The sequence below is a fragment of the Klebsiella sp. 1SOBk5mer genome, assembly GCF_046603115.1.
Lineage (GTDB): Bacteria > Pseudomonadota > Gammaproteobacteria > Enterobacterales > Enterobacteriaceae > Klebsiella > Klebsiella quasipneumoniae.
In genome coordinates, this window is record NZ_JBKIUU010000001.1 from 165,587 (window position 1) to 184,735 (window position 19,149).

Below are 19,149 nucleotides of genomic sequence, written 5' to 3' on the forward strand. Positions count from 1 at the left end.
GTGTCGTTCATCGGGAGACCCGGTCAGCAGCGCGACCGGGTTTTTCATTTTTAGCTGGCGGCTTTTTTCGTCATGCTGAGAATAAACAGCGCCGCGGCGCACAGCACCACCGATGGACCGGCCGGCGTGTCGTAGAAAGCCGAGAAGGTTAACCCGCCGGTGACGGCCAGCATGCCCACGCCCACCGCCACGGCGGCCATCTGCTCCGGCGTGCGGGCAAAACGGCGGGCGGTGGCGGCCGGGATTATGAGCAGGGAAGTGATGATCAGCGCCCCGACGAACTTCATCGCCACGCCGATAGTCAGGGCGGTGACCAGCATCAACAGCAGCTTGACCCGCTGCAGCTTCACGCCATCGACAAACGCCAGGTCCGGACTGATGGTCATCGCCAGCAGATTCCGCCACTGCCAGAGCAGAATGCCAATCACAATCACCACGCCCATGGCAATGGCGATCAGGTCCTGCGGGGTGACCGCCAGCAGATCGCCGAACAGGTACGCCATCAGATCGACGCGGACGTTAGACATCAGACTGACCACCACCAGCCCCAGGGAGAGCGCGCTGTGCGCCATGATGCCCAGCAGGGTATCGATCGCCAGATGCGGCCGTTTTTCCAGCCATACCAGCCCGCCGGCCAGCAGCAGGGTGACGGCGATCACCGCATAAAACGGATTGACGTTCAGCAGTAAACCGAAAGCGACGCCGAGCAGCGAGGCATGCGCCAGCGTGTCGCCGAAATAGGACATACGGCGCCAGACCACAAAGGAGCCCAGCGGGCCGGCGGCGCAGGCCAGCATCATCCCGGCCAGCCAGCCAGGTAACAAAAGTTCAATCATTAGCGGCTGTTTCCCCGACGCAGTACAATTCGCCCCTGAAGATCGTGGCGGTGATTATGGTGATGGCGGTAGATCCCCAGCTGTTCCGCGCCGCGCGGGCCGAACATGGAGATAAACTCCGGATGCATTGAGACGACCTCTGGTGCGCCGGAGCAGCAGATATGCTGGTTCAGGCACAATACCTCGTCGGTTTTGGCCATGACCAGATGCAGGTCGTGGGAGACCATCAGCACCGCGCAGTCCAGCTCATGGCGCAGCTGGTCGATAAGATCGTAGAGCGCAACCTGGCCATTGACGTCGACGCCCTGGGTCGGTTCATCCAGCACCAGCAGCTGCGGGCGATTGAGCAGGGCGCGGGCCAACAGCACGCGCTGGGTTTCTCCGCCGGAAAGTTTTTGCATCGGGGCGTCGATCAGATGCCCGGCCTGCACGCGCTTCAGCGCGGGCAGGATGTCGTCTTTGCGGGTGCCCGGACGCAAACGCAGGAAGCGGCTGACGGTCAGCGGCAGCGTGGCGTCGAGATGCAGTTTCTGCGGCACATAGCCGATCCGCAGGCGTTCTTCGCGCTTGATAACACCCTCTGTCGGTGCTACCAGCCCCAGAACCACCCGCACAAGCGTCGATTTGCCGGCGCCGTTGGGGCCCAGCAGGGTCAATATTTTGCCTGGCGTGAGAGCCAGCGAGATGTCAGCCAGCACGCGGCGTTGGCCAAAGGCCACCGAGACATTTTCCAGCGTTACAAGGTTTGTCATAATCATTTAGGGGTTGCACAAGCTAGTGAATGTTATAATATCACATCACACTCACTCGTTTCGATGACTAGACGCATTATGTTACATAAAAATACGCTTCTTTGCGCTGGACTTGGCGCTGTTTTTTTGTTCGCACAGGTACCGCAGGCCAGTGCCGCCGTGGTGACTTCCATGAAACCGCTGGGCTTTATCGCGGCGGCTATCGCCGATGGGGTTACCGACACCCAGGTGCTGCTGCCCGATGGCGCCTCCGAGCATGATTATTCTCTCCGTCCTTCCGATGTAAAACGCTTACAGAACGCAGACTTAGTGGTGTGGATCGGTCCGGAAATGGAAGCCTTTATGGATAGGTCGACGCAAAGCATTGCGGCGAATAAAAAGGTGACTATCGCAGAGCTGGATGGGGTCAAACCGCTGCTGATGACCGGCGCTGACGACGATGACGATCATCATGGTCATGACCATGGCGCAGCGGAAAAAAGTGACGGCGATCACCATCACGGTATCTACAATATGCATCTGTGGTTATCCCCAGAGATAGCGCGGCTTTCGGCGGTTGCAATCCACGATAAATTATTGGAACTTATGCCGCAGAGTCGAGCCAAACTCGACAGCAACCTGCAGCAGTTCGAGGCCGCGCTGGCGGCGACCGACAAGCAGGTTAGCAATGAGCTGGCACCGCTGAAAGGAAAGGGCTATTTCGTTTTTCATGACGCCTACGGTTACTTTGAAAAACACTACGGTTTGACCTCGCTGGGGCATTTTACCGTCAACCCTGAAATACAGCCCGGTGCGCAGCGTTTACACGAAATCAGAACACAACTGGTTGAGCAGAAAGCCACTTGCGTTTTTGCTGAGCCACAGTTCAGGCCAGCGGTTATCGAAGCTGTTGCCCGGGGCACGTCTGTGCGCATGGGGACCCTGGATCCACTGGGTAGCGGAATTAAGCTGGGTAAAGCGAGTTACCCGCAATTCCTCACCCAGCTGGCGAATCAGTATTCGAGCTGCCTGAAAGGAGATTAACGAGGAAGTGAATACGTGCAACAGATAGCCCGCGCTGTCACTCAGGCATTTAACAATCTGCCACGACCTCATCGCGTCATGCTGGGGTCGCTTAGCGTTCTTACCTTAGCGGTCGCCGTCTGGCGACCCTACATTTACCACCCGGAATCCGCCCCCATCGTCAGAACCATTGAACTGGAAAAAAGCGAGATCCGCTCCCTGCTGCCGGAAGCCTCCGAGCCGATCGACCAGGCCCCGCAGGAAGAAGAAGCCATTCCTCAGGATGAACTCGACGAAAAAGCCGATAGCGATGCCGGCGGGCACGAATACGTGGTGTCGACCGGCGATACCCTCAGCAGCATCCTGAACCAGTACGGTATCGATATGGGTGATATCGCCCAGCTCTCCTCCGCCGATAAAGAGTTGCGTAATCTGAAGATTGGCCAGCAGCTCTCCTGGACCCTGACCGCCGACGGCGATCTGCAGAGTCTGACCTGGGAGATGTCCCGCCGCGAAACCCGCACCTACACCCGCGTGGCTAACGGCTTTAAAATGAGCAGCGAGCTGCAGAAAGGCGACTGGGTCAACAGCGTGCTGAAAGGCACCGTCGGCGCCAGCTTTGTCTCCAGCGCGCGCGATGCCGGGCTGACCAGCACGGAAATCAGCGCGGTGATCAAGGCCATGCAGTGGCAGATGGATTTCCGTAAGCTGAAGAAAGGCGATGAGTTCTCGGTATTGATGTCGCGCGAAATGCTTGACGGCAAACGCGAGCAAAGCCAGCTGCTTGGCGTGCGTCTGCGTTCTGACGGGAAGGACTACTTTGCCATCCGTGCCGAAGACGGAAAATTCTACGACCGCAACGGGACGGGGCTGGCGAAAGGCTTTATGCGCTTCCCGACGGCGCGTCAGTTCCGCGTCTCCTCTAACTTTAACCCGCGTCGTCTGAACCCGGTCACCGGGCGCGTCGCGCCGCACCGTGGCGTCGATTTCGCGATGCCGCAGGGAACGCCGGTGCTGGCGGTGGGTGATGGCGAAGTGGTGGTGGCCAAGCGTAGCGGCGCCGCCGGGTATTACGTGGCCATCCGCCACGGCCGTACCTATACCACTCGCTACATGCACCTGCGTAAGCTGCTGGTGAAGCCGGGGCAGAAAGTGAAGCGCGGGGATCGTATTGCGCTGTCGGGGAATACCGGACGCTCAACCGGGCCGCACCTGCACTACGAAGTGTGGATCAACCAGCAGGCGGTCAACCCGCTGACGGCGAAACTGCCGCGTACCGAAGGGCTGAGCGGTTCCGACCGTACCGATTATCTGGCGCAGGTCAAAGAGGTCGTTCCGCAGCTGCGGTTTGACTAACCACCGGTCAGTGGAAAGCCGGTGCCCCAGGGCGCCGGCTTTTTATTTTGTAGGATACCCAACGTCTCGCTACACTATCCCATTATCTTGATTAAGCAGTCGATCTGCGGATTGGGCATGGAAACGAAAAAAAATAATATTGAGTTTATCCCTAAGTTTGAAAAATCTTTTTTACTGCCGCGCTACTGGGGCGCCTGGCTGGGGGTCTTTGCCTTCGCCGGTATTGCGCTGACGCCGCCTTCCTTTCGCGATCCGCTTCTCGGCAAACTCGGTCGTCTGGTCGGGCGTCTGGCGAAAAGCTCGCGCCGCCGGGCGCAGATTAATTTGCTGTATTGCTTCCCGGAAAAAAGCGAGCATGAGCGGGAAGCGATCATCGACGCCATGTACGCCTCGGCGCCGCAGGCGATGGTGATGATGGCCGAGCTGGGCCTGCGCGATCCGCAGAAAATTCTCGCCCGCGTCGACTGGCAGGGTAAAGCGATCATCGACGAGTTGCAGCGCAATAATGAAAAGGTGATTTTCCTCGTCCCGCACGCATGGGGCGTGGATATCCCGGCGATGCTGATGGCTTCCGGCGGGCAGAAGATGGCGGCGATGTTCCACAACCAGGGTAACCCGGTCTTCGATTACGTGTGGAATACCGTACGTCGTCGTTTTGGCGGAAGGATGCACGCGCGCAACGACGGGATCAAACCGTTTATTCAGTCGGTGCGCCAGGGTTACTGGGGCTACTATCTCCCCGATCAGGATCACGGCGCCGAGCACAGCGAGTTTGTGGATTTCTTCGCGACCTATAAGGCCACGCTGCCGGCGATTGGCCGTTTAATGAAGGTATGCCGCGCCCGCGTCGTTCCGCTGTTCCCGGTCTACGATGGCAAAACGCATCGCCTGACGGTGCTGGTGCGCCCGCCGATGGACGATCTGCTGGACGCTGACGATACAACGATCGCCCGGCGGATGAACGAAGAGGTGGAGGTGTTTGTTACGCCGCACACCGAGCAGTACACCTGGATCCTGAAGTTGCTGAAGACGCGCAAGCCGGGTGAAATCGAGCCCTACAAACGCAAAGAGCTGTACCCTAAGAAGTAGTCTGCAGGCGCGCCAGTGGGCATTCCCGGCTCACTGGCTATATTGCGTCAGCAACATCATGTTCTCAGCCGCAAGCCGGTAACGATACTCCGGTCGGCCGGTGATACCGTAGTGATTGCTGGTGAAGAGCACGTTGATCTGCTCCAGCCAAATCAGGTATTTGCGGCATGAAACTCTGGAGATCTGCAGTGCCGCCGCCAGCTCATTGGTTGAAAAATCTCGCGCCTGATGAGCGATTATCCACCGGCACACCAGGCGAAGCGTTTGCGGCGTCAGCCCTTTCGGCAAGCGGCGGGGGCCGTCCTGTTGTTGAACCCCGCGGCGTAGCAGGGTGTCGATATCCGCTTGGGCGTAGCAGGATTTCGCTTGCTTCGCATCGCGTTTATTGCGCCAGGTTCGCAGGGCTTCCTCAAAGCGCGGAAACTGAAACGGTTTAATCAGGTAATCAACCACGCCATAGCGCAGCGCCGTCTGCACGGTGAGCGCATCGGCGGCGGACGTCATCATGATGACATCAATATTCCGCCCATCAGCGCGAAGCGCCGGCAGCAGGTCCAGGCCGCTCTCCTGTTGCATATAGACATCCAGCAGCAGCAGATCGATCGGCGCCAGATGGCTCAGCATCGCGTTGGCATCGGCGATCGTCGCCGCGACTCCGCAGCAGTGAAAATCCGCTACCTGGCTGATAAACAACCGGTTCAGTTCGGCCACCATAGGATCATCATCGACAATCAGCACATTGAACATGGGTGGTTCCCCCGAGTGGCGGGAAGCCAGCCGGCTTCCCGCGAGATGAGCGATCACAATGACGAACGTTTATACGCGGTGTAGCGCGCTCGCCAGAAGGTTTTATCGATATTCGCCGCCAGCTGCGCCTCGTCAATCTGCGGCGCTACGCCGTCGAGTTGAGCCGCGCGGGCGACCTCTGCGGCAATAGCCCGTGAGATCATCTCGATCTCTTCCACCGGCGGCAGTAAACCGCCGGTTTCGCGGGTCGCCAGAGGCGAGTGGGCGGCCAGCGTTTTACTGCAGGTGATAAGCATTGCTTCGGTGACGCGCTCGGCTTTACTGGCAAGGATCCCCAGCCCCAGACCGGGGAAAATATAGGCGTTGTTGCACTGGGCAATGTCGTAGGTTTTGCCGTCATAGAAGACTGGGTCGAACGGGCTGCCGGTGGCGATGAGCGCGCTACCCCGGGTCCACTCCAGCAGATCCTTCGGCTGGGCCTCGGCTCGGGAGGTGGGGTTAGAGAGCGGCATAATAATCGGACGCGGGCAGTGCCGATGCATCTCTTTCACTATCTCTTCGCTAAACAGCCCCGGCTGGCCTGACACGCCGATCAGCACGGTAGGGTGGACGTTGCGTACGACATCCATCAGCGACAGCTGGGCCGCCTCGGTATCCCAGTGGGCGATACTGGCTCGGGGGGTGACCAGCTCGCGCTGAAAATTGAGCAGATTAGGCATCTCATCAGTCAGCAGACCAAAGCGGTCAACCATAAAGATGCGGCGACGTGCTTCCGTTTCTGAGAGCCCATCATCCACCATCAGCGCAATGATTTTTTCCGCAATGCCGCATCCGGCCGAACCGCCGCCAAGGAAAACCACCCGCTGGTCGCGGAGCGACGTCCCGGCGGCGGCGGCGGCGGCGATCAGGGTTCCCGAGGTCACGGCGGCGGTTCCCTGAATATCATCGTTAAAACAGCACAGCTGGTGTCGATAGCGGTTGAGCAGTCGCGTGGCATTCTTTTGGGCAAAATCTTCAAACTGGAGCAAGACAGTCGGCCAGCGCTGCTGAATGGCATGGACAAACATGTCCATAAACTCCAGGTACTGCTCATCGCTGATGCGCGGATGTCGCCAGCCCATATACAGCGGATCCTCCAGATGTTGCGGATTGTTGGTACCGACATCTAACATAATGGGCAGCGTTGATGCCGGGTGAATGCCCCCGCAGGCGGTATATAACGAGAGTTTGCCAATGGGGATCCCCATACCGCCGATCCCCTGGTCGCCCAGCCCCAGAATACGCTCGCCATCGGTTACCACGATGACTTTGATATCGTTGCGGGAAAACCCCTGCAGCATCTCGTCAATATGGTGACGGTTGGGCCAGGAGATGAACAGGCCGCGTCCCCGGCGATATATTTCTGAAAAGTGTTCGCACGCTTCACCCACCGTCGGGGTATAAATAATGGGCAGCGTCTCTTTCATATGACTGCGCAGCAGGTTATAGAATAACGTCTCGTTTGTGTCCTGAATATTTCTGAGATAAATATGGCGCGAAATGCTTTTTTTGAACTGACAAAACTGGCCCCATGCGCGCTCGGTTTGTTCCTCAATGGTTTCCACATTGTGCGGTAACAGTCCCTGAAGATTAAACGCTGCGCGTTCGCTTTCCGTAAATGCGAGGCCTTTATTTAATAACGGGTTTTCCAGCAGGACAGCACCGTTATAGGGGGTGTATAAGGTTTCTGTGGCTAACATTACATGACTCCTGAATATCAAATTAAAACATTGCCTGATGTCTTGGCGTTTAATTTCTGTGATTACGAAATGAGATAAATCATGACGCCTTCGGTGACTACGCCGATGGCGGTGCCCAGCAAAATAGAAGATGAGGCGGGTTCAATATAGGTATCGCTGCGCAGGGCAAACATCCCCGCCGCGATAGCGGAAGGCGTCGCGCCAATGACAATAACCTGTTGCATCAGGGAATGACTGAGCCCAAAGGCCAGCCCGGCCAGCGCCATCATGGCCGGCTGGATCAGGTTTTTAATACTAATGTTGGTGCAGGTTTGAATATTGACCGTCGGACGTTCACCGTAAAACAGCAGCCCAAGGGCGAACAGTGACAGACCGCCGGCGATTTTACCCACCATTTCGACGGGCACGCTGAGCAGAGGCGGCAGCTGGATCCCGGCCAGGCTGAGCAGCACCCCGAAAATGGGGATCCAGACAATGGGATTTCGCACGGCGTTAAGCAGGTTTTGCAGGATCAACCGCCCGGCGTGGAGCTGGGGAGCCTCAGCGTCTCCGGGCTGGTCTCCCATGCGGATCAGGATGATGGTCAGAGGGATCATCAACACGCTGGTCACCAGGTTTCCGATAAGCACCCCGAGAAAGCCCTCCGGACCTATCAGCACCGCCAGCACGGGGGCGCCAAAGTAGGCCATATCGGGGAAGGCGCAAACCAGCGACTGAATCGCGCTGGTTTTAATATCATGACGAAAAACGTAGCGCGAGATCAGTAGCGTAAGAAAATACGACCCCATCAGACCAATAACCAGCACCGCCATAAAGGTGAAGTTTTTTATTTTATCCGGGCTGGTATGTAATGCGCCGATAAAAAGATGAAAAGGAAGGGCAAAGCGGATAACCACCGTGGCAAGAACGGAGGCGTCCTCACGGCGGGTATAGCCGAGTTTGCCGCTAAGCCATCCGAGCAGCATGATAAATACCAACGGGAAAAGAGATTGCAAGAGCAGTGAAGGCATAAAATGTCCTGACATATATTATCGGGTTGTTGTGCTGCCAATCTAACGATCCCCTAATATTTAAAAGGTGATAGCCATCACAGTCATCTGGCTTTAAATAATTTCGCCTTGGCTACTTTACTTACAAATAGAGAAAAGATTATTAAATCATTGCGTTGTATTAACAGAGTTCATTATTTTAGCTGGCGATAACTTTAGCTTCGCGATAATAAATTAAATTACTTAAAATAAACTTTATGGCTCAGTCACAAAGCCGGCAGCGTTAATACGGTTGTCGTTTTTAGTTTTAAAGTCCTGTGCTACCGTTTCGGTGTATTTAGTTGATACGGCGTTTAGTGCTTTTTAGTTCATAGTGCTGCGCGATTTTAATATTGCATCCTGACCCTACGTGACCTCCTTATTATTCAGGTAAAAATATGAAAAATAATTCACTCAACCACCCGATAGATAAAACGTTGCCGAACGGGCAAGCGACTCGACTTTTCGCCAATATCGAAGTCGGCGCCGTGCCGTTAACGCTGTTTATAGGTATCGCCGCGATAGTGGCGCTCTCCGCTGGCGCGGGGTTGTTGCCAAAAAACATGATTGGCGGGCTGGCGGTCATCATGACCCTGGGGTTCGCACTGGCGAAAATTGGCCGCATGGTGCCGGTGTTAAAAGATATTGGCGGTCCGGCGATTTTGTGTCTGATGACGCCCTCAGTGCTGGTCTACTTTGGCGTATTTGAAGCGCATACGCTCGATACCGTGCATTTGCTGATGAAGGAGGCCAATCTCCTCTATTTCGTCATCGCCTGCCTGGTGGTCGGCAGTATCCTTGGCATGAACCGCACGATTCTGATCCAGGGGATGGTGCGCATGTTTGTCCCGTTGGTGGTCGGAACCGGCGCGGCAATCATAACCGGCCTGCTGGTGGGCAGCTTATTCGGCTACAGTATGTATCACAGCTTCTTCTTTATCATTGTGCCGATTATCGGCGGCGGCATCGGCGAAGGGATCCTGCCGTTGTCGCTGGCTTATTCGGCGATCCTCGGACAGGCGCCAGATGCCTACGTGGCTCAACTGGCGCCGGCGGCGGTGGTGGGTAACATCTTCGCCATTATCTGCGCCGGCTTTCTGGCCCGCATGGGCGCTCGTCGCCCGGCGCTGTCCGGCAACGGGATGCTGATCCGCAGCCATGAAGATAATAGCGTCTTTGCGCAGAATCAGAGTACGCAGCCCACCGATTTTCAACTCATGGGCGCCGGGTTGCTGATGATTTGCGCCTTTTTCATCATCGGCGGTCTGCTGGAGAAGGTGGTGCATATTCCGGGGCCGGTTCTGATGATTCTGGCGGCGGTATTCTGCAAATATACAAAAGTTATCCCGGCGGCGATGGAGCTGGGGGCGCACAGTTGCTACAAGTTCGTCTCCGCCGCGCTGGTGTGGCCGCTGATGATCGGCCTGGGCATGCTGTATGTACCGCTGGAGAGCGTGGTCTCGGTCTTCTCCGTTGGCTACGTCGTGGTGTGCGGCTCCATTGTCATTGCCATGGCGCTGAGTGGGTTCTTTATCGCTTCACGTCTTAATATGTATCCTGTGGAAGCCGCCATCGTTACCAGCTGCCACAGCGGGCTGGGCGGAACGGGGGATGTCGCCATTCTCTCGGCCTCAAACCGCATGGGATTGATGCCGTTTGCACAGATTGCGACGCGTATCGGTGGGGCGTCGACGGTGATCGCTGCGACGCTATTGCTGAGCTGGATGGTGTAGCCTGCCGGGCGTTGGGCAAAAAAATACCTGCCAGCCGTAGCGCTGGCAGGTAGAGACCGAGGCTTACTCGACGGTGAGGATACGCGTGGTGTTGGTGCTGCCGATGGTGCTCATCACGTCACCCTGGGTAACGACCACCAGATCGCCGGAGACCAGGTAGCCTTTGTCCCGCAGCAGATTGACGGCATCGTGCGCAGCGGCCACCCCGTCATTCTGGCTGTCGAAGAACACCGGCGTCACCCCGCGGTAGAGGGCGGTCAGGTTCAGGGTGCGCTCGTGGCGGGACAGGGCGAAAATCGGCAGACCGGAGCTGATGCGCGAGGTCATCAGCGCGGTACGGCCCGATTCGGTCATGGTGATGATGGCCGTGATGCCTTTCAGGTGGTTGGCGGCATACATCGCCGACATGGCAATCGCTTCTTCCACGTTGTCGAACTGGACGTCCAGACGGTGTTTGGAGACGTTGAGGCTCGGGATTTTTTCGGCGCCCAGACAGACGCGCGCCATCGCGGCCACGGTTTCCGACGGGTACTGACCGGCAGCGGTTTCCGCGGAGAGCATCACCGCATCGGTACCATCCAGCACGGCGTTGGCCACGTCCATGACTTCCGCACGGGTCGGCATCGGGTTGGTGATCATCGACTCCATCATCTGGGTGGCGGTGATGACGGAACGGTTCAGCTGACGCGCACGACGAATCAGCGCTTTCTGGATGCCCACCAGCTCCGGATCGCCGATTTCGACGCCGAGGTCACCGCGGGCAACCATCACCACATCGGAGGCGAGGATCACGTCGTCCATGGCGTCCTGGTCGCAGACGGCTTCCGCACGCTCGACTTTGGCGACGATTTTCGCATCGCAACCGGCATCGCGCGCCAGGCGACGGGCGTAGTTCAGGTCTTCGCCGCAGCGCGGGAAGGAGACGGCGAGATAGTCGACGCCAATTTTAGCGGCGGTGACGATATCGGCCTTGTCTTTGTCAGTCAGCGCTTCGGCAGACAGGCCGCCGCCCAGCTTGTTAATCCCTTTGTTGTTGGACAACGGGCCGCCGACGGTCACTTCGGTGAACACTTTCATCCCCTGAACTTCGAGGACTTTCAGCTGCACGCGACCATCGTCGAGCAGCAGGATATCGCCGGGCACGACGTCCGCCGGCAGGCCTTTATAGTCGATTCCGACTTTCTCTTTGTCGCCTTCGCCCTTGCCGAGGTTGGCGTCGAGCAGGAATTTGTCGCCGACGTTGAGGAAAATTTTGCCTTCTTTAAAGGTCGATACGCGAATTTTTGGTCCCTGGAGGTCGCCGAGGATGGCTACGTGACGGCCCAGTTTTGCCGCAATCTCACGCACTTTATCGGCACGGAGCTGATGATCTTCCGGGGTGCCGTGAGAGAAGTTCATACGCACTACGTTTGCGCCCGCGGCGATAACTTTTTCCAGGTTGTTATCGCGGTCAGTTGCCGGGCCTAAGGTAGTAACGATTTTGGTTCTGCGAAGCCTTCTGGACATGTAATACTCCGTTGACTGATACAACTTTGGTGTTGCGTGAACATGGATTCGGTAGCGCCAGCCTGCAACGTCGCACAGCCGGATCGTTATCGAAGGTGTAATGGGGTACTGCTTGTTATCAACTTTTATTGATTATCACTGGGTACGAACGGTTCTTTATCAAAACGCGATTCCTTCAGCGCTTCCTTGACCCTCTTCAAGTTATCTCTGAATTTTGCTCCCCGGCGCAGGGTAAAGCCAGTCGCCAGCACGTCAATGACGGTCAACTGGGCCAGACGCGAGACCATTGGCATATAGATGTCGGTATCTTCCGGCACATCCAGGGTAATGGCCAGCGTGGCTTCCCGGGCCAGCGGCGAGCCGGGGGAGGTGAGGGCGATCACCATGGCATCGTTTTCACGGGCCAGCTGCGCCAGCTCCACCAGGCTCTTGGTCCTTCCGGTATGCGAGATAATCACCACCACATCATCGTCATCGCAATTCATACAGCTCATGCGTTGCAGGACAATGTCGTCGGAATAGATGACCGGCACGTTAAAGCGGAAAAATTTGTTCATCGCGTCATGAGCGACCGCCGCCGAAGAGCCCAGGCCGAAAAAGGCGATTTTTTTGGCCTGAGTCAGGAGATCCACCGCGCGATTCACTGCCGACATGTCGAGAGAATGATGGACCTGATCTAAACTCGCCATGGCCGATTCAAATATTTTTCCCGTGTATGACTCAACGCTGTCGTCTTCATCAACATTGCGGTTAACATAGAGTGTGCCGTGCGCAAGGCTCTGGGCGAGATGCAGTTTGAAGTCAGGAAAGCCGCGGGTTTCGAGACTGCGGCAAAAGCGATTGACGGTCGGTTCGCTCACCCCGGCCTCAAGAGCGAGGGCGGCGATGCTCGAATGAATGGCCTGCGCGGGGGTGGCAAGGATCACTTCCGCCACTTTGCGTTCAGATTTGCTAAGGTGTTCCAGTCGGGACTGGATTTTTTCCAGCATGTTCATTAGTAACAGGGCGCTCATCAATGGAAACGATTTCATTAATGGGTGAAATCATCGGGCGTTTTAGCAAGAATATACCCCTCCGCAAGCGCAAGCGGTGAGGAATGACGGGAAAAAATGTTGTTTTTTTTCATTACATGATCAGAGTCGTATTTTACTGACCTGAAACAGGTACAAACAACGAACAATATCAGCCAGATGTCCAAATCATCGCCGAATGTTTTCACCCTGTGCGGTTTTCCCGCCGCAAACGGAGGGGAAGGCTTTCGGGAAATACGTAAACACAGTACAGTGCAGTGTAAGAAAATTACAAATATAGCCTGGCAAAAGCACCAGACTATCAACTGAGGAGAATGACATGGCGGTAACGCAAACGGCCCAGGCATGCGACCTGGTCATTTTCGGCGCGAAGGGCGACCTGGCGCGGCGTAAATTGTTGCCTTCCCTGTATCAGCTTGAAAAGGCGGGCCAGATCCACGCCGACACCCGGATCATTGGCGTCGGCCGTGCCGACTGGGATAAAGCGGCTTACACCAAAGTGGTGCGCGAAGCGCTGGAAACCTTCATGAAGGAAAAAATTGATGAAGGTTTGTGGGATTCCCTGAGCGGACGCCTGGAGTTCTGTAATCTTGACGTCAATGACACCAGCGGCTTCACCCGCCTGGGCGACATGCTGGACCAAAAGAATCGCGTCACCATCAACTATTTCGCCATGCCGCCGAGCACCTTTGGCGCCATCTGTAAAGGTCTGGGCGAAGCGAAGCTCAATGCCAAGCCTGCGCGCGTGGTCATGGAAAAACCGCTGGGCACCTCGCTGGAAACCTCGCGGGAAATCAACGATCAGGTCGGCGAGTTTTTTGAAGAGTGCCAGGTCTACCGTATCGACCACTACCTCGGAAAAGAGACGGTGCTCAACCTGCTGGCGCTGCGCTTTGCCAACTCCCTGTTCGTCAATAACTGGGACTGCCGTACCATCGATCATGTGGAAATCACCGTCGCGGAAGAGGTAGGCATTGAAGGGCGCTGGGGGTACTTCGACCAGGCCGGACAGATGCGCGACATGATCCAGAACCACCTGCTGCAGATCCTGTGCATGATTGCCATGTCGCCGCCGTCCGATCTCAGCGCCGACAGCATCCGTGATGAAAAGGTTAAAGTGCTGAAATCCCTGCGCCGTATTGACCGCTCCAACGTGCGCGAGAAAACCGTTCGCGGCCAGTACACCGCCGGCTTTGCCCAGGGCAAAAAAGTGCCAGGCTACCTCGAAGAAGAGGGGGCGAACAAAACCAGCAACACCGAAACCTTCGTGGCGATCCGCGTTGATATCGATAACTGGCGCTGGGCTGGCGTACCGTTCTATCTGCGCACCGGCAAACGTCTGCCGACCAAATGTTCCGAAGTGGTGGTTTATTTCAAAACGCCGGAGCTGAACCTGTTTAAAGAGACCTGGCAGGAGCTGCCGCAGAACAAGCTGACCATTCGTCTGCAGCCGGACGAAGGGGTGGATATCCAGGTCCTGAACAAAGTGCCGGGCCTCGACCACAAGCATAACCTGCAGATCACCAAGCTGGATCTGAGCTACTCCGAAACCTTCAACCAGACGCATCTGGCCGATGCCTATGAACGTCTGCTGCTGGAGACCATGCGCGGTATCCAGGCGCTGTTCGTCCGCCGTGATGAAGTGGAAGAGGCGTGGAAGTGGGTGGACTCCATCACAGAAGCCTGGGCAGCCGACCGCGATGCGCCGAAACCGTATCAGGCCGGGACCTGGGGACCCGTGGCCTCGGTGGCCATGATCACCCGCGATGGTCGCTCGTGGAACGAGTTCGAGTAAGCTCGCGGTCTTATCCGTCAGGGTTATTTTACCGGTAACATGATCTGACGCAGAAAGTCGCACGCTTTTTAATCTTTTAAGCCCCGTGAGGATTCACCCACGGGGCTTTTTTTATTACACTGCCTGCAGACATTTTGCCCCTGAGCGCTGGTGTTGGTGGCTTCGGGCACCAAAACACGTCATCTCGCAGCGGCCGGACAGATAAAATTTTGAGGAGCCTTTATGAATTCGACAATGTTACGGGTAACAAATCGCATTATCGAACGGTCGCGTGATACCCGCGCGGCTTACCTCGCAAGGATTAACCAGGCCAAAACCGACACCGTGCATCGTGCGCAACTGGCCTGCGGCAATCTGGCTCACGGTTTCGCGGCCTGTCAGGCCGACGACAAAGCCTCCCTGAAAAGCATGTTGCGCAACAACATCGCCATCATCACCTCCTACAACGATATGTTGTCCGCGCATCAGCCCTACGAACACTACCCGGATATCATTCGCAAAGCGCTGCACAGCGCCAATGCGGTCGGCCAGGTGGCCGGCGGCGTGCCGGCGATGTGCGACGGCGTGACCCAGGGACAGGACGGCATGGAGCTCTCTCTCCTGAGTCGCGAAGTGATCGCCATGTCCGCGGCCATCGGCCTGTCGCATAACATGTTCGATGGCGCGCTGTATCTCGGCGTATGCGATAAAATTGTGCCCGGACTGACCATGGCGGCGCTCTCATTCGGCCACCTGCCGTCGGTCTTTATTCCCTCCGGTCCGATGGCCAGCGGCCTGCCTAATAAAGAGAAGGTTCGCATTCGCCAGCTATACGCTGAGGGCAAAGTTGACCGCATGGCGCTGCTGGAGTCCGAAGCCGCTTCTTACCACGCTCCGGGGACCTGTACGTTCTACGGTACGGCGAACACCAACCAGATGGTGGTGGAGTTTATGGGCATGCAGCTGCCGGGATCGTCCTTCGTCCATCCGGATGCCCCGCTGCGGGAAGCGCTGACCGCCGCCGCCGCGCGCCAGGTCACCCGCATGACCGGCAATGGCAACGAGTGGATGCCGTTGGGCAAAATGTTTGACGAAAAAGTGGTGGTCAACGGCATTGTGGCGCTGCTGGCGACCGGCGGTTCCACCAACCACACCATGCACCTGGTGGCGATGGCCCGCGCGGCGGGCATCATCATTAACTGGGATGATTTCTCCGACCTGTCAGACGTGGTGCCGCTGCTGGCGCGCCTCTACCCCAACGGCCCGGCGGATATCAACCATTTCCAGGCGGCGGGCGGCGTTCCGGTTCTGGTGCGCGAGCTGCTGAAAGGCGGCCTGCTGCATGAGGACGTTCACACTGTCGCCGGCTTCGGCCTGTCGCGCTACACCCTCGAGCCGTGGCTCAACAACGGCGAGCTGGACTGGCGGGAAGGCGCGACGGCGCCGCTTGACGATCAGGTCATCGCGACGTTCGAGAAACCGTTCTCCCGTCACGGCGGCACCAAGGTGCTGAGCGGTAACCTCGGCCGTGCGGTCATGAAAACCTCGGCAGTCCCGGTAGAGAACCAGGTGATTGAAGCGCCGGCGGTGGTGTTCGAGAGCCAGCACGACGTGTTGCCGGCCTTTGAAGCGGGTCTGCTGGACAAAGACTGCGTGGTGGTGGTCCGTCATCAGGGGCCAAAAGCGAACGGGATGCCAGAATTACATAAACTTATGCCGCCACTTGGTGTATTATTGGACCGCCGTTTCAAAATAGCGCTGGTGACCGATGGCCGACTCTCTGGCGCCTCCGGTAAAGTCCCGTCAGCCATCCACGTCACGCCTGAAGCCTATGATGGTGGGTTGCTGGCGAAAGTGCGCGATGGCGATCTTATTCGCGTGAACGGGCAGACGGGGGAACTGACGCTGCTGGTGGACGATGCCGAACTGGCGGCGCGTCAGCCGCATATCCCTGACCTCAGCGCGTCGCGCGTAGGAACCGGTCGGGAGATGTTTGGGGCGCTGCGTGAGAAGCTCTCTGGCGCGGAGCAGGGCGCAACCTGCATCACTTTTTAAGACGATTTAATTTCTAGATCTGGCGAGAGAAAATCCTGATGAAAAACTGGAAAACAACAGCAGAAGCAATCCTCACCTCCGGTCCGGTTGTCCCGGTTATCGTAGTGAAAAAGCTGGAACACGCGGTACCGATGGCGAAAGCGCTGGTCGCGGGCGGCGTGCGCGTCCTGGAAGTGACTCTGCGCACCGAGTGCGCCCTGGAGGCGATCCGCGCGATTGCTAAAGAAGTGCCGGACGCGATTGTCGGCGCGGGCACCGTCACCAACGTCGAGCAGCTGAAAGCGGTAACAGAAGCCGGCGCGCAGTTCGCTATCAGCCCGGGGCTGACCGAATCTCTGCTGAAAGCGGCGACCGAAGACGGCACTATTCCGCTGATCCCGGGGATCAGCACCGTCTCCGAGCTGATGCTGGGCATGCAGTACGGTCTGAAAGAGTTTAAATTCTTCCCGGCGGAAGCCAACGGCGGCGTGAAAGCGCTGCAGGCGATTGCTGGTCCGTTCGGTCACATTCGTTTCTGCCCGACCGGCGGTATCTCCCCGGCCAACTACCGTGATTACCTGGCGCTGAACAGCGTGCTGTGCATCGGTGGTTCCTGGCTGGTGCCGGCCGACGCCCTGGAAGCTGGCGACTACGATCGCATCACCACCCTGGCGCGTGAAGCGGTGGAAGGCGCGAAGTAAACCGCGCCTCAAGGTCAACAACCCGGTCAGCGGCAACGCGACCGGGTTTTTTGTTTTTACCCTTCGACGATAACCGCCGCGGCGGCGGTTTTAGCCCGCGCTACGGCCTCTTCCACTGAATCGGCGACGGCGAGGGTCACCCCCAGACGACGGGTGCCGTCAATCTCCGGCTTGCCGAACAGACGCAGCTGCAGGCCAGCTCCGACGGCCGACTGCAGCTGGCCGAAGCTGACGTTCTGGCTGGTCAGCTGCGGAAGGATCACCGCGGAAGCGGCTGGGCCATACTGGCGGATGGCGCCGACGGGCAGCCCAAGAAAGGCGCGAACGTGCAGAGCGAATTCCGAGAGATCCTGCGAAATAAGCGTCACCATTCCGGTGTCGTGCGGGCGCGGGGAGACTTCGCTGAAGATCACCTCGTCGCCGCAAACGAACAGCTCCACGCCGAACAGGCCATGCCCCCCCAGCGCCAGCACTACCTTACGGGCGATATCCTGAGCGCGTTCAAGGGCCAGGTCGCTCATCTGCTGCGGCTGCCAGGATTCACGATAATCGCCATCTTCCTGACGATGGCCGACCGGGGCGCAGAAATGCACGCCATCGACGGCGCTGACGGTGAGCAGGGTGATTTCAAAGTCGAAATTCACCACCCCTTCGACGATCACCCGCCCGGCGCCGGCGCGGCCGCCCTGCTGGGCGTAGCGCCAGGCTTCGCTGAGCTGGTCAGCCGAGCGGATAAAGCTCTGGCCTTTACCGGAGGAGCTCATCACCGGTTTGACGATGCACGGCAAGCCGATCTCCGCGACCGCCGCGCGGAAGGCGTCTTCACTGTCGGCGAAACGGTAGCTGGAGGTGGGGAGCTGCAGCTCTTCTGCCGCCAGACGGCGAATACCTTCGCGGTTCATGGTGAGCTTCGCTGCCCGCGCCGTGGGGACCACTTTCTGCCCGGCCTGCTCCAGTTCGACCAGGGTATCGGTGGCGATAGCTTCGATCTCCGGCACGATGTAATCAGGTTTTTCCTGTTCGATCAGCGCGCGCAGGCTCTCGCCGTGCAGCATATTGATGACGTGGGCGCGGTGGGCTACCTGCATCGCCGGGGCATCGGGGTAGCGGTCGACGGCGATAGTTTCAATGCCCAGACGCTGACATTCAATGGCGACTTCTTTACCCAGCTCGCCGGAGCCTAACAGCATAACTTTGGTGGCTGCCGGGCGCAGCGCGGTGCCTAATACAGTCATAACTCTCTTCCGCAGTAAAAAAAGATGCGGTCGATTATAAACGAAAACGTTTGCGTCTGTCTTTACGCGCGTGAGTTGAGTCCGGAAGGGAAATTTGTTATACTGTATAAAAATACAGTATCGAGAGGCTGCAGCATGGCGGTTGAAATTAAATATGTGGTGATCCGCGAAGGTGAGGAAAAAATGTCTTTTGCCAGCAAAAAAGAGGCCGACGCTTACGACAAAATGCTCGATCTGGCAGAGGTGCTGAATGACTGGCTGGTAGCATCGCCGCTGGAAATGGACGATGCCCAGCGCGATACCATGGCGATGTGGCTGGCGGAGCGTAAAGAGGCGCTGCAGCATATCCTGCGCGCCAGCAAACTGCCGGAGCAGGATGCGACTGCGCACGATGCGCCCGCGCCGTCAACGGACGCAGAGGCTACCCCGGCGGAAGATGCCGCCGCGCCGGCTGCCAAAACGCGGAAAGCCAAAGCGGCCTGATGGCTGGCGGGCTGGCGGGTTGGTCGGTTGGTCGGCTGAACCCGGTACCGCCGCCGCGCGCACCTTTGCGCATCTTTAGCCATATCTAACATTTCCTGACATC

17 protein-coding genes are annotated in these 19,149 nt (G+C 57.7%); 9 read left to right on the top strand and 8 right to left on the bottom strand.

The window, feature by feature from the left end; translation table 11 throughout:
- Window positions 1-50 precede the first annotated feature (50 nt).
- Window positions 51-836, bottom strand: coding sequence for a zinc ABC transporter permease subunit ZnuB (znuB, locus tag ACLH1U_RS00820; RefSeq protein WP_023290252.1), 786 nt, complete (start codon window positions 834-836; stop codon window positions 51-53).
- Window positions 836-1,555, bottom strand: coding sequence for a zinc ABC transporter ATP-binding protein ZnuC (znuC, locus tag ACLH1U_RS00825; RefSeq protein ID WP_411299121.1), 720 nt, complete (start codon window positions 1,553-1,555; stop codon window positions 836-838). Before znuC ends, znuB begins: the two co-directional genes overlap by 1 nt.
- Before the next feature lie 111 nt (window positions 1,556-1,666).
- Between znuC and znuA the strand changes: the two genes are divergently transcribed.
- The 3 genes from znuA to lpxM all read left to right on the top strand — a co-directional run bounded on the left by znuA (window position 1,667) and on the right by lpxM (window position 5,035).
- Window positions 1,667-2,611: a zinc ABC transporter substrate-binding protein ZnuA gene (gene znuA, locus ACLH1U_RS00830; RefSeq protein WP_048336020.1), complete on the top strand. Its 945-nt coding sequence runs from the start codon at window positions 1,667-1,669 to the stop codon at window positions 2,609-2,611.
- Between the two features lie 15 nt (window positions 2,612-2,626).
- On the top strand, window positions 2,627-3,946 hold the full coding sequence (gene mepM, locus ACLH1U_RS00835; protein ID WP_023290249.1) for a murein DD-endopeptidase MepM: 1,320 nt from the start codon (window positions 2,627-2,629) through the stop codon (window positions 3,944-3,946).
- 117 nt (window positions 3,947-4,063) lie between these two features.
- On the top strand, window positions 4,064-5,035 hold the full coding sequence (lpxM, locus tag ACLH1U_RS00840; protein ID WP_017900217.1) for a lauroyl-Kdo(2)-lipid IV(A) myristoyltransferase: 972 nt from the start codon (window positions 4,064-4,066) through the stop codon (window positions 5,033-5,035).
- A 30-nt stretch (window positions 5,036-5,065) separates the two neighbouring features.
- Here the strand turns inward: lpxM and dcuR are convergent, their stop codons facing one another.
- From dcuR to ACLH1U_RS00855, 3 genes are all read right to left on the bottom strand, one after another.
- Window positions 5,066-5,782: a two-component system response regulator DcuR gene (gene dcuR, locus ACLH1U_RS00845; RefSeq protein ID WP_023290248.1), complete on the bottom strand. Its 717-nt coding sequence runs from the start codon at window positions 5,780-5,782 to the stop codon at window positions 5,066-5,068.
- A gap of 53 nt (window positions 5,783-5,835) precedes the next feature.
- Window positions 5,836-7,521: an NAD-dependent malic enzyme gene (locus ACLH1U_RS00850; RefSeq protein ID WP_048336017.1), complete on the bottom strand. Its 1,686-nt coding sequence runs from the start codon at window positions 7,519-7,521 to the stop codon at window positions 5,836-5,838.
- A 62-nt stretch (window positions 7,522-7,583) separates the two neighbouring features.
- Window positions 7,584-8,531, bottom strand: coding sequence for an AEC family transporter (locus tag ACLH1U_RS00855; RefSeq protein WP_065805757.1), 948 nt, complete (start codon window positions 8,529-8,531; stop codon window positions 7,584-7,586).
- Window positions 8,532-8,947: 416 nt separating this feature from the next.
- On the opposite strand from ACLH1U_RS00855, the gene ACLH1U_RS00860 reads away from it, so the two are divergent.
- The gene (locus ACLH1U_RS00860; protein WP_194859647.1) at window positions 8,948-10,282 is read left to right on the top strand and encodes a 2-hydroxycarboxylate transporter family protein; all 1,335 of its coding nucleotides are present in this window, start codon (window positions 8,948-8,950) and stop codon (window positions 10,280-10,282) included.
- Between the two features lie 63 nt (window positions 10,283-10,345).
- Here ACLH1U_RS00860 and pyk read toward each other — a convergent pair whose 3' ends face one another.
- Both pyk and ACLH1U_RS00870 read right to left on the bottom strand, forming a co-directional pair.
- A complete protein-coding gene (gene pyk, locus ACLH1U_RS00865) occupies window positions 10,346-11,788 on the bottom strand; it encodes a pyruvate kinase (protein ID WP_002911440.1) in 1,443 nt (480 codons plus the stop codon).
- A gap of 125 nt (window positions 11,789-11,913) precedes the next feature.
- Window positions 11,914-12,819, bottom strand: coding sequence for a MurR/RpiR family transcriptional regulator (locus tag ACLH1U_RS00870; RefSeq protein WP_072096624.1), 906 nt, complete (start codon window positions 12,817-12,819; stop codon window positions 11,914-11,916).
- A gap of 159 nt (window positions 12,820-12,978) precedes the next feature.
- On the opposite strand from ACLH1U_RS00870, the gene ACLH1U_RS00875 reads away from it, so the two are divergent.
- The 4 genes from ACLH1U_RS00875 to ACLH1U_RS00890 all read left to right on the top strand — a co-directional run bounded on the left by ACLH1U_RS00875 (window position 12,979) and on the right by ACLH1U_RS00890 (window position 17,328).
- Window positions 12,979-13,128, top strand: a complete 150-nt coding sequence (locus tag ACLH1U_RS00875) for a formate--tetrahydrofolate ligase (protein WP_237902561.1) — start codon at window positions 12,979-12,981, stop codon at window positions 13,126-13,128.
- Between the two features lie 10 nt (window positions 13,129-13,138).
- Window positions 13,139-14,614, top strand: a complete 1,476-nt coding sequence (zwf, locus tag ACLH1U_RS00880; RefSeq protein WP_004203394.1) for a glucose-6-phosphate dehydrogenase — start codon at window positions 13,139-13,141, stop codon at window positions 14,612-14,614.
- Between the two features lie 222 nt (window positions 14,615-14,836).
- Window positions 14,837-16,648, top strand: a complete 1,812-nt coding sequence (gene edd / locus ACLH1U_RS00885) for a phosphogluconate dehydratase (RefSeq protein ID WP_023290242.1) — start codon at window positions 14,837-14,839, stop codon at window positions 16,646-16,648.
- A 38-nt stretch (window positions 16,649-16,686) separates the two neighbouring features.
- Complete coding sequence (locus tag ACLH1U_RS00890; protein WP_002911423.1) at window positions 16,687-17,328, top strand: bifunctional 4-hydroxy-2-oxoglutarate aldolase/2-dehydro-3-deoxy-phosphogluconate aldolase; 642 nt, start codon at window positions 16,687-16,689, stop codon at window positions 17,326-17,328.
- Window positions 17,329-17,384: 56 nt separating this feature from the next.
- Here the strand turns inward: ACLH1U_RS00890 and purT are convergent, their stop codons facing one another.
- Window positions 17,385-18,563 (bottom strand): formate-dependent phosphoribosylglycinamide formyltransferase, encoded by a 1,179-nt coding sequence (gene purT, locus ACLH1U_RS00895; protein WP_032453377.1) that lies wholly within the window; start codon window positions 18,561-18,563, stop codon window positions 17,385-17,387.
- A gap of 135 nt (window positions 18,564-18,698) precedes the next feature.
- Here purT and ACLH1U_RS00900 point away from each other — a divergent pair, with 135 nt between their 5' ends.
- Window positions 18,699-19,046, top strand: a complete 348-nt coding sequence (locus ACLH1U_RS00900) for a YebG family protein (protein ID WP_411298993.1) — start codon at window positions 18,699-18,701, stop codon at window positions 19,044-19,046.
- Window positions 19,047-19,149: the final 103 nt, after the last annotated feature.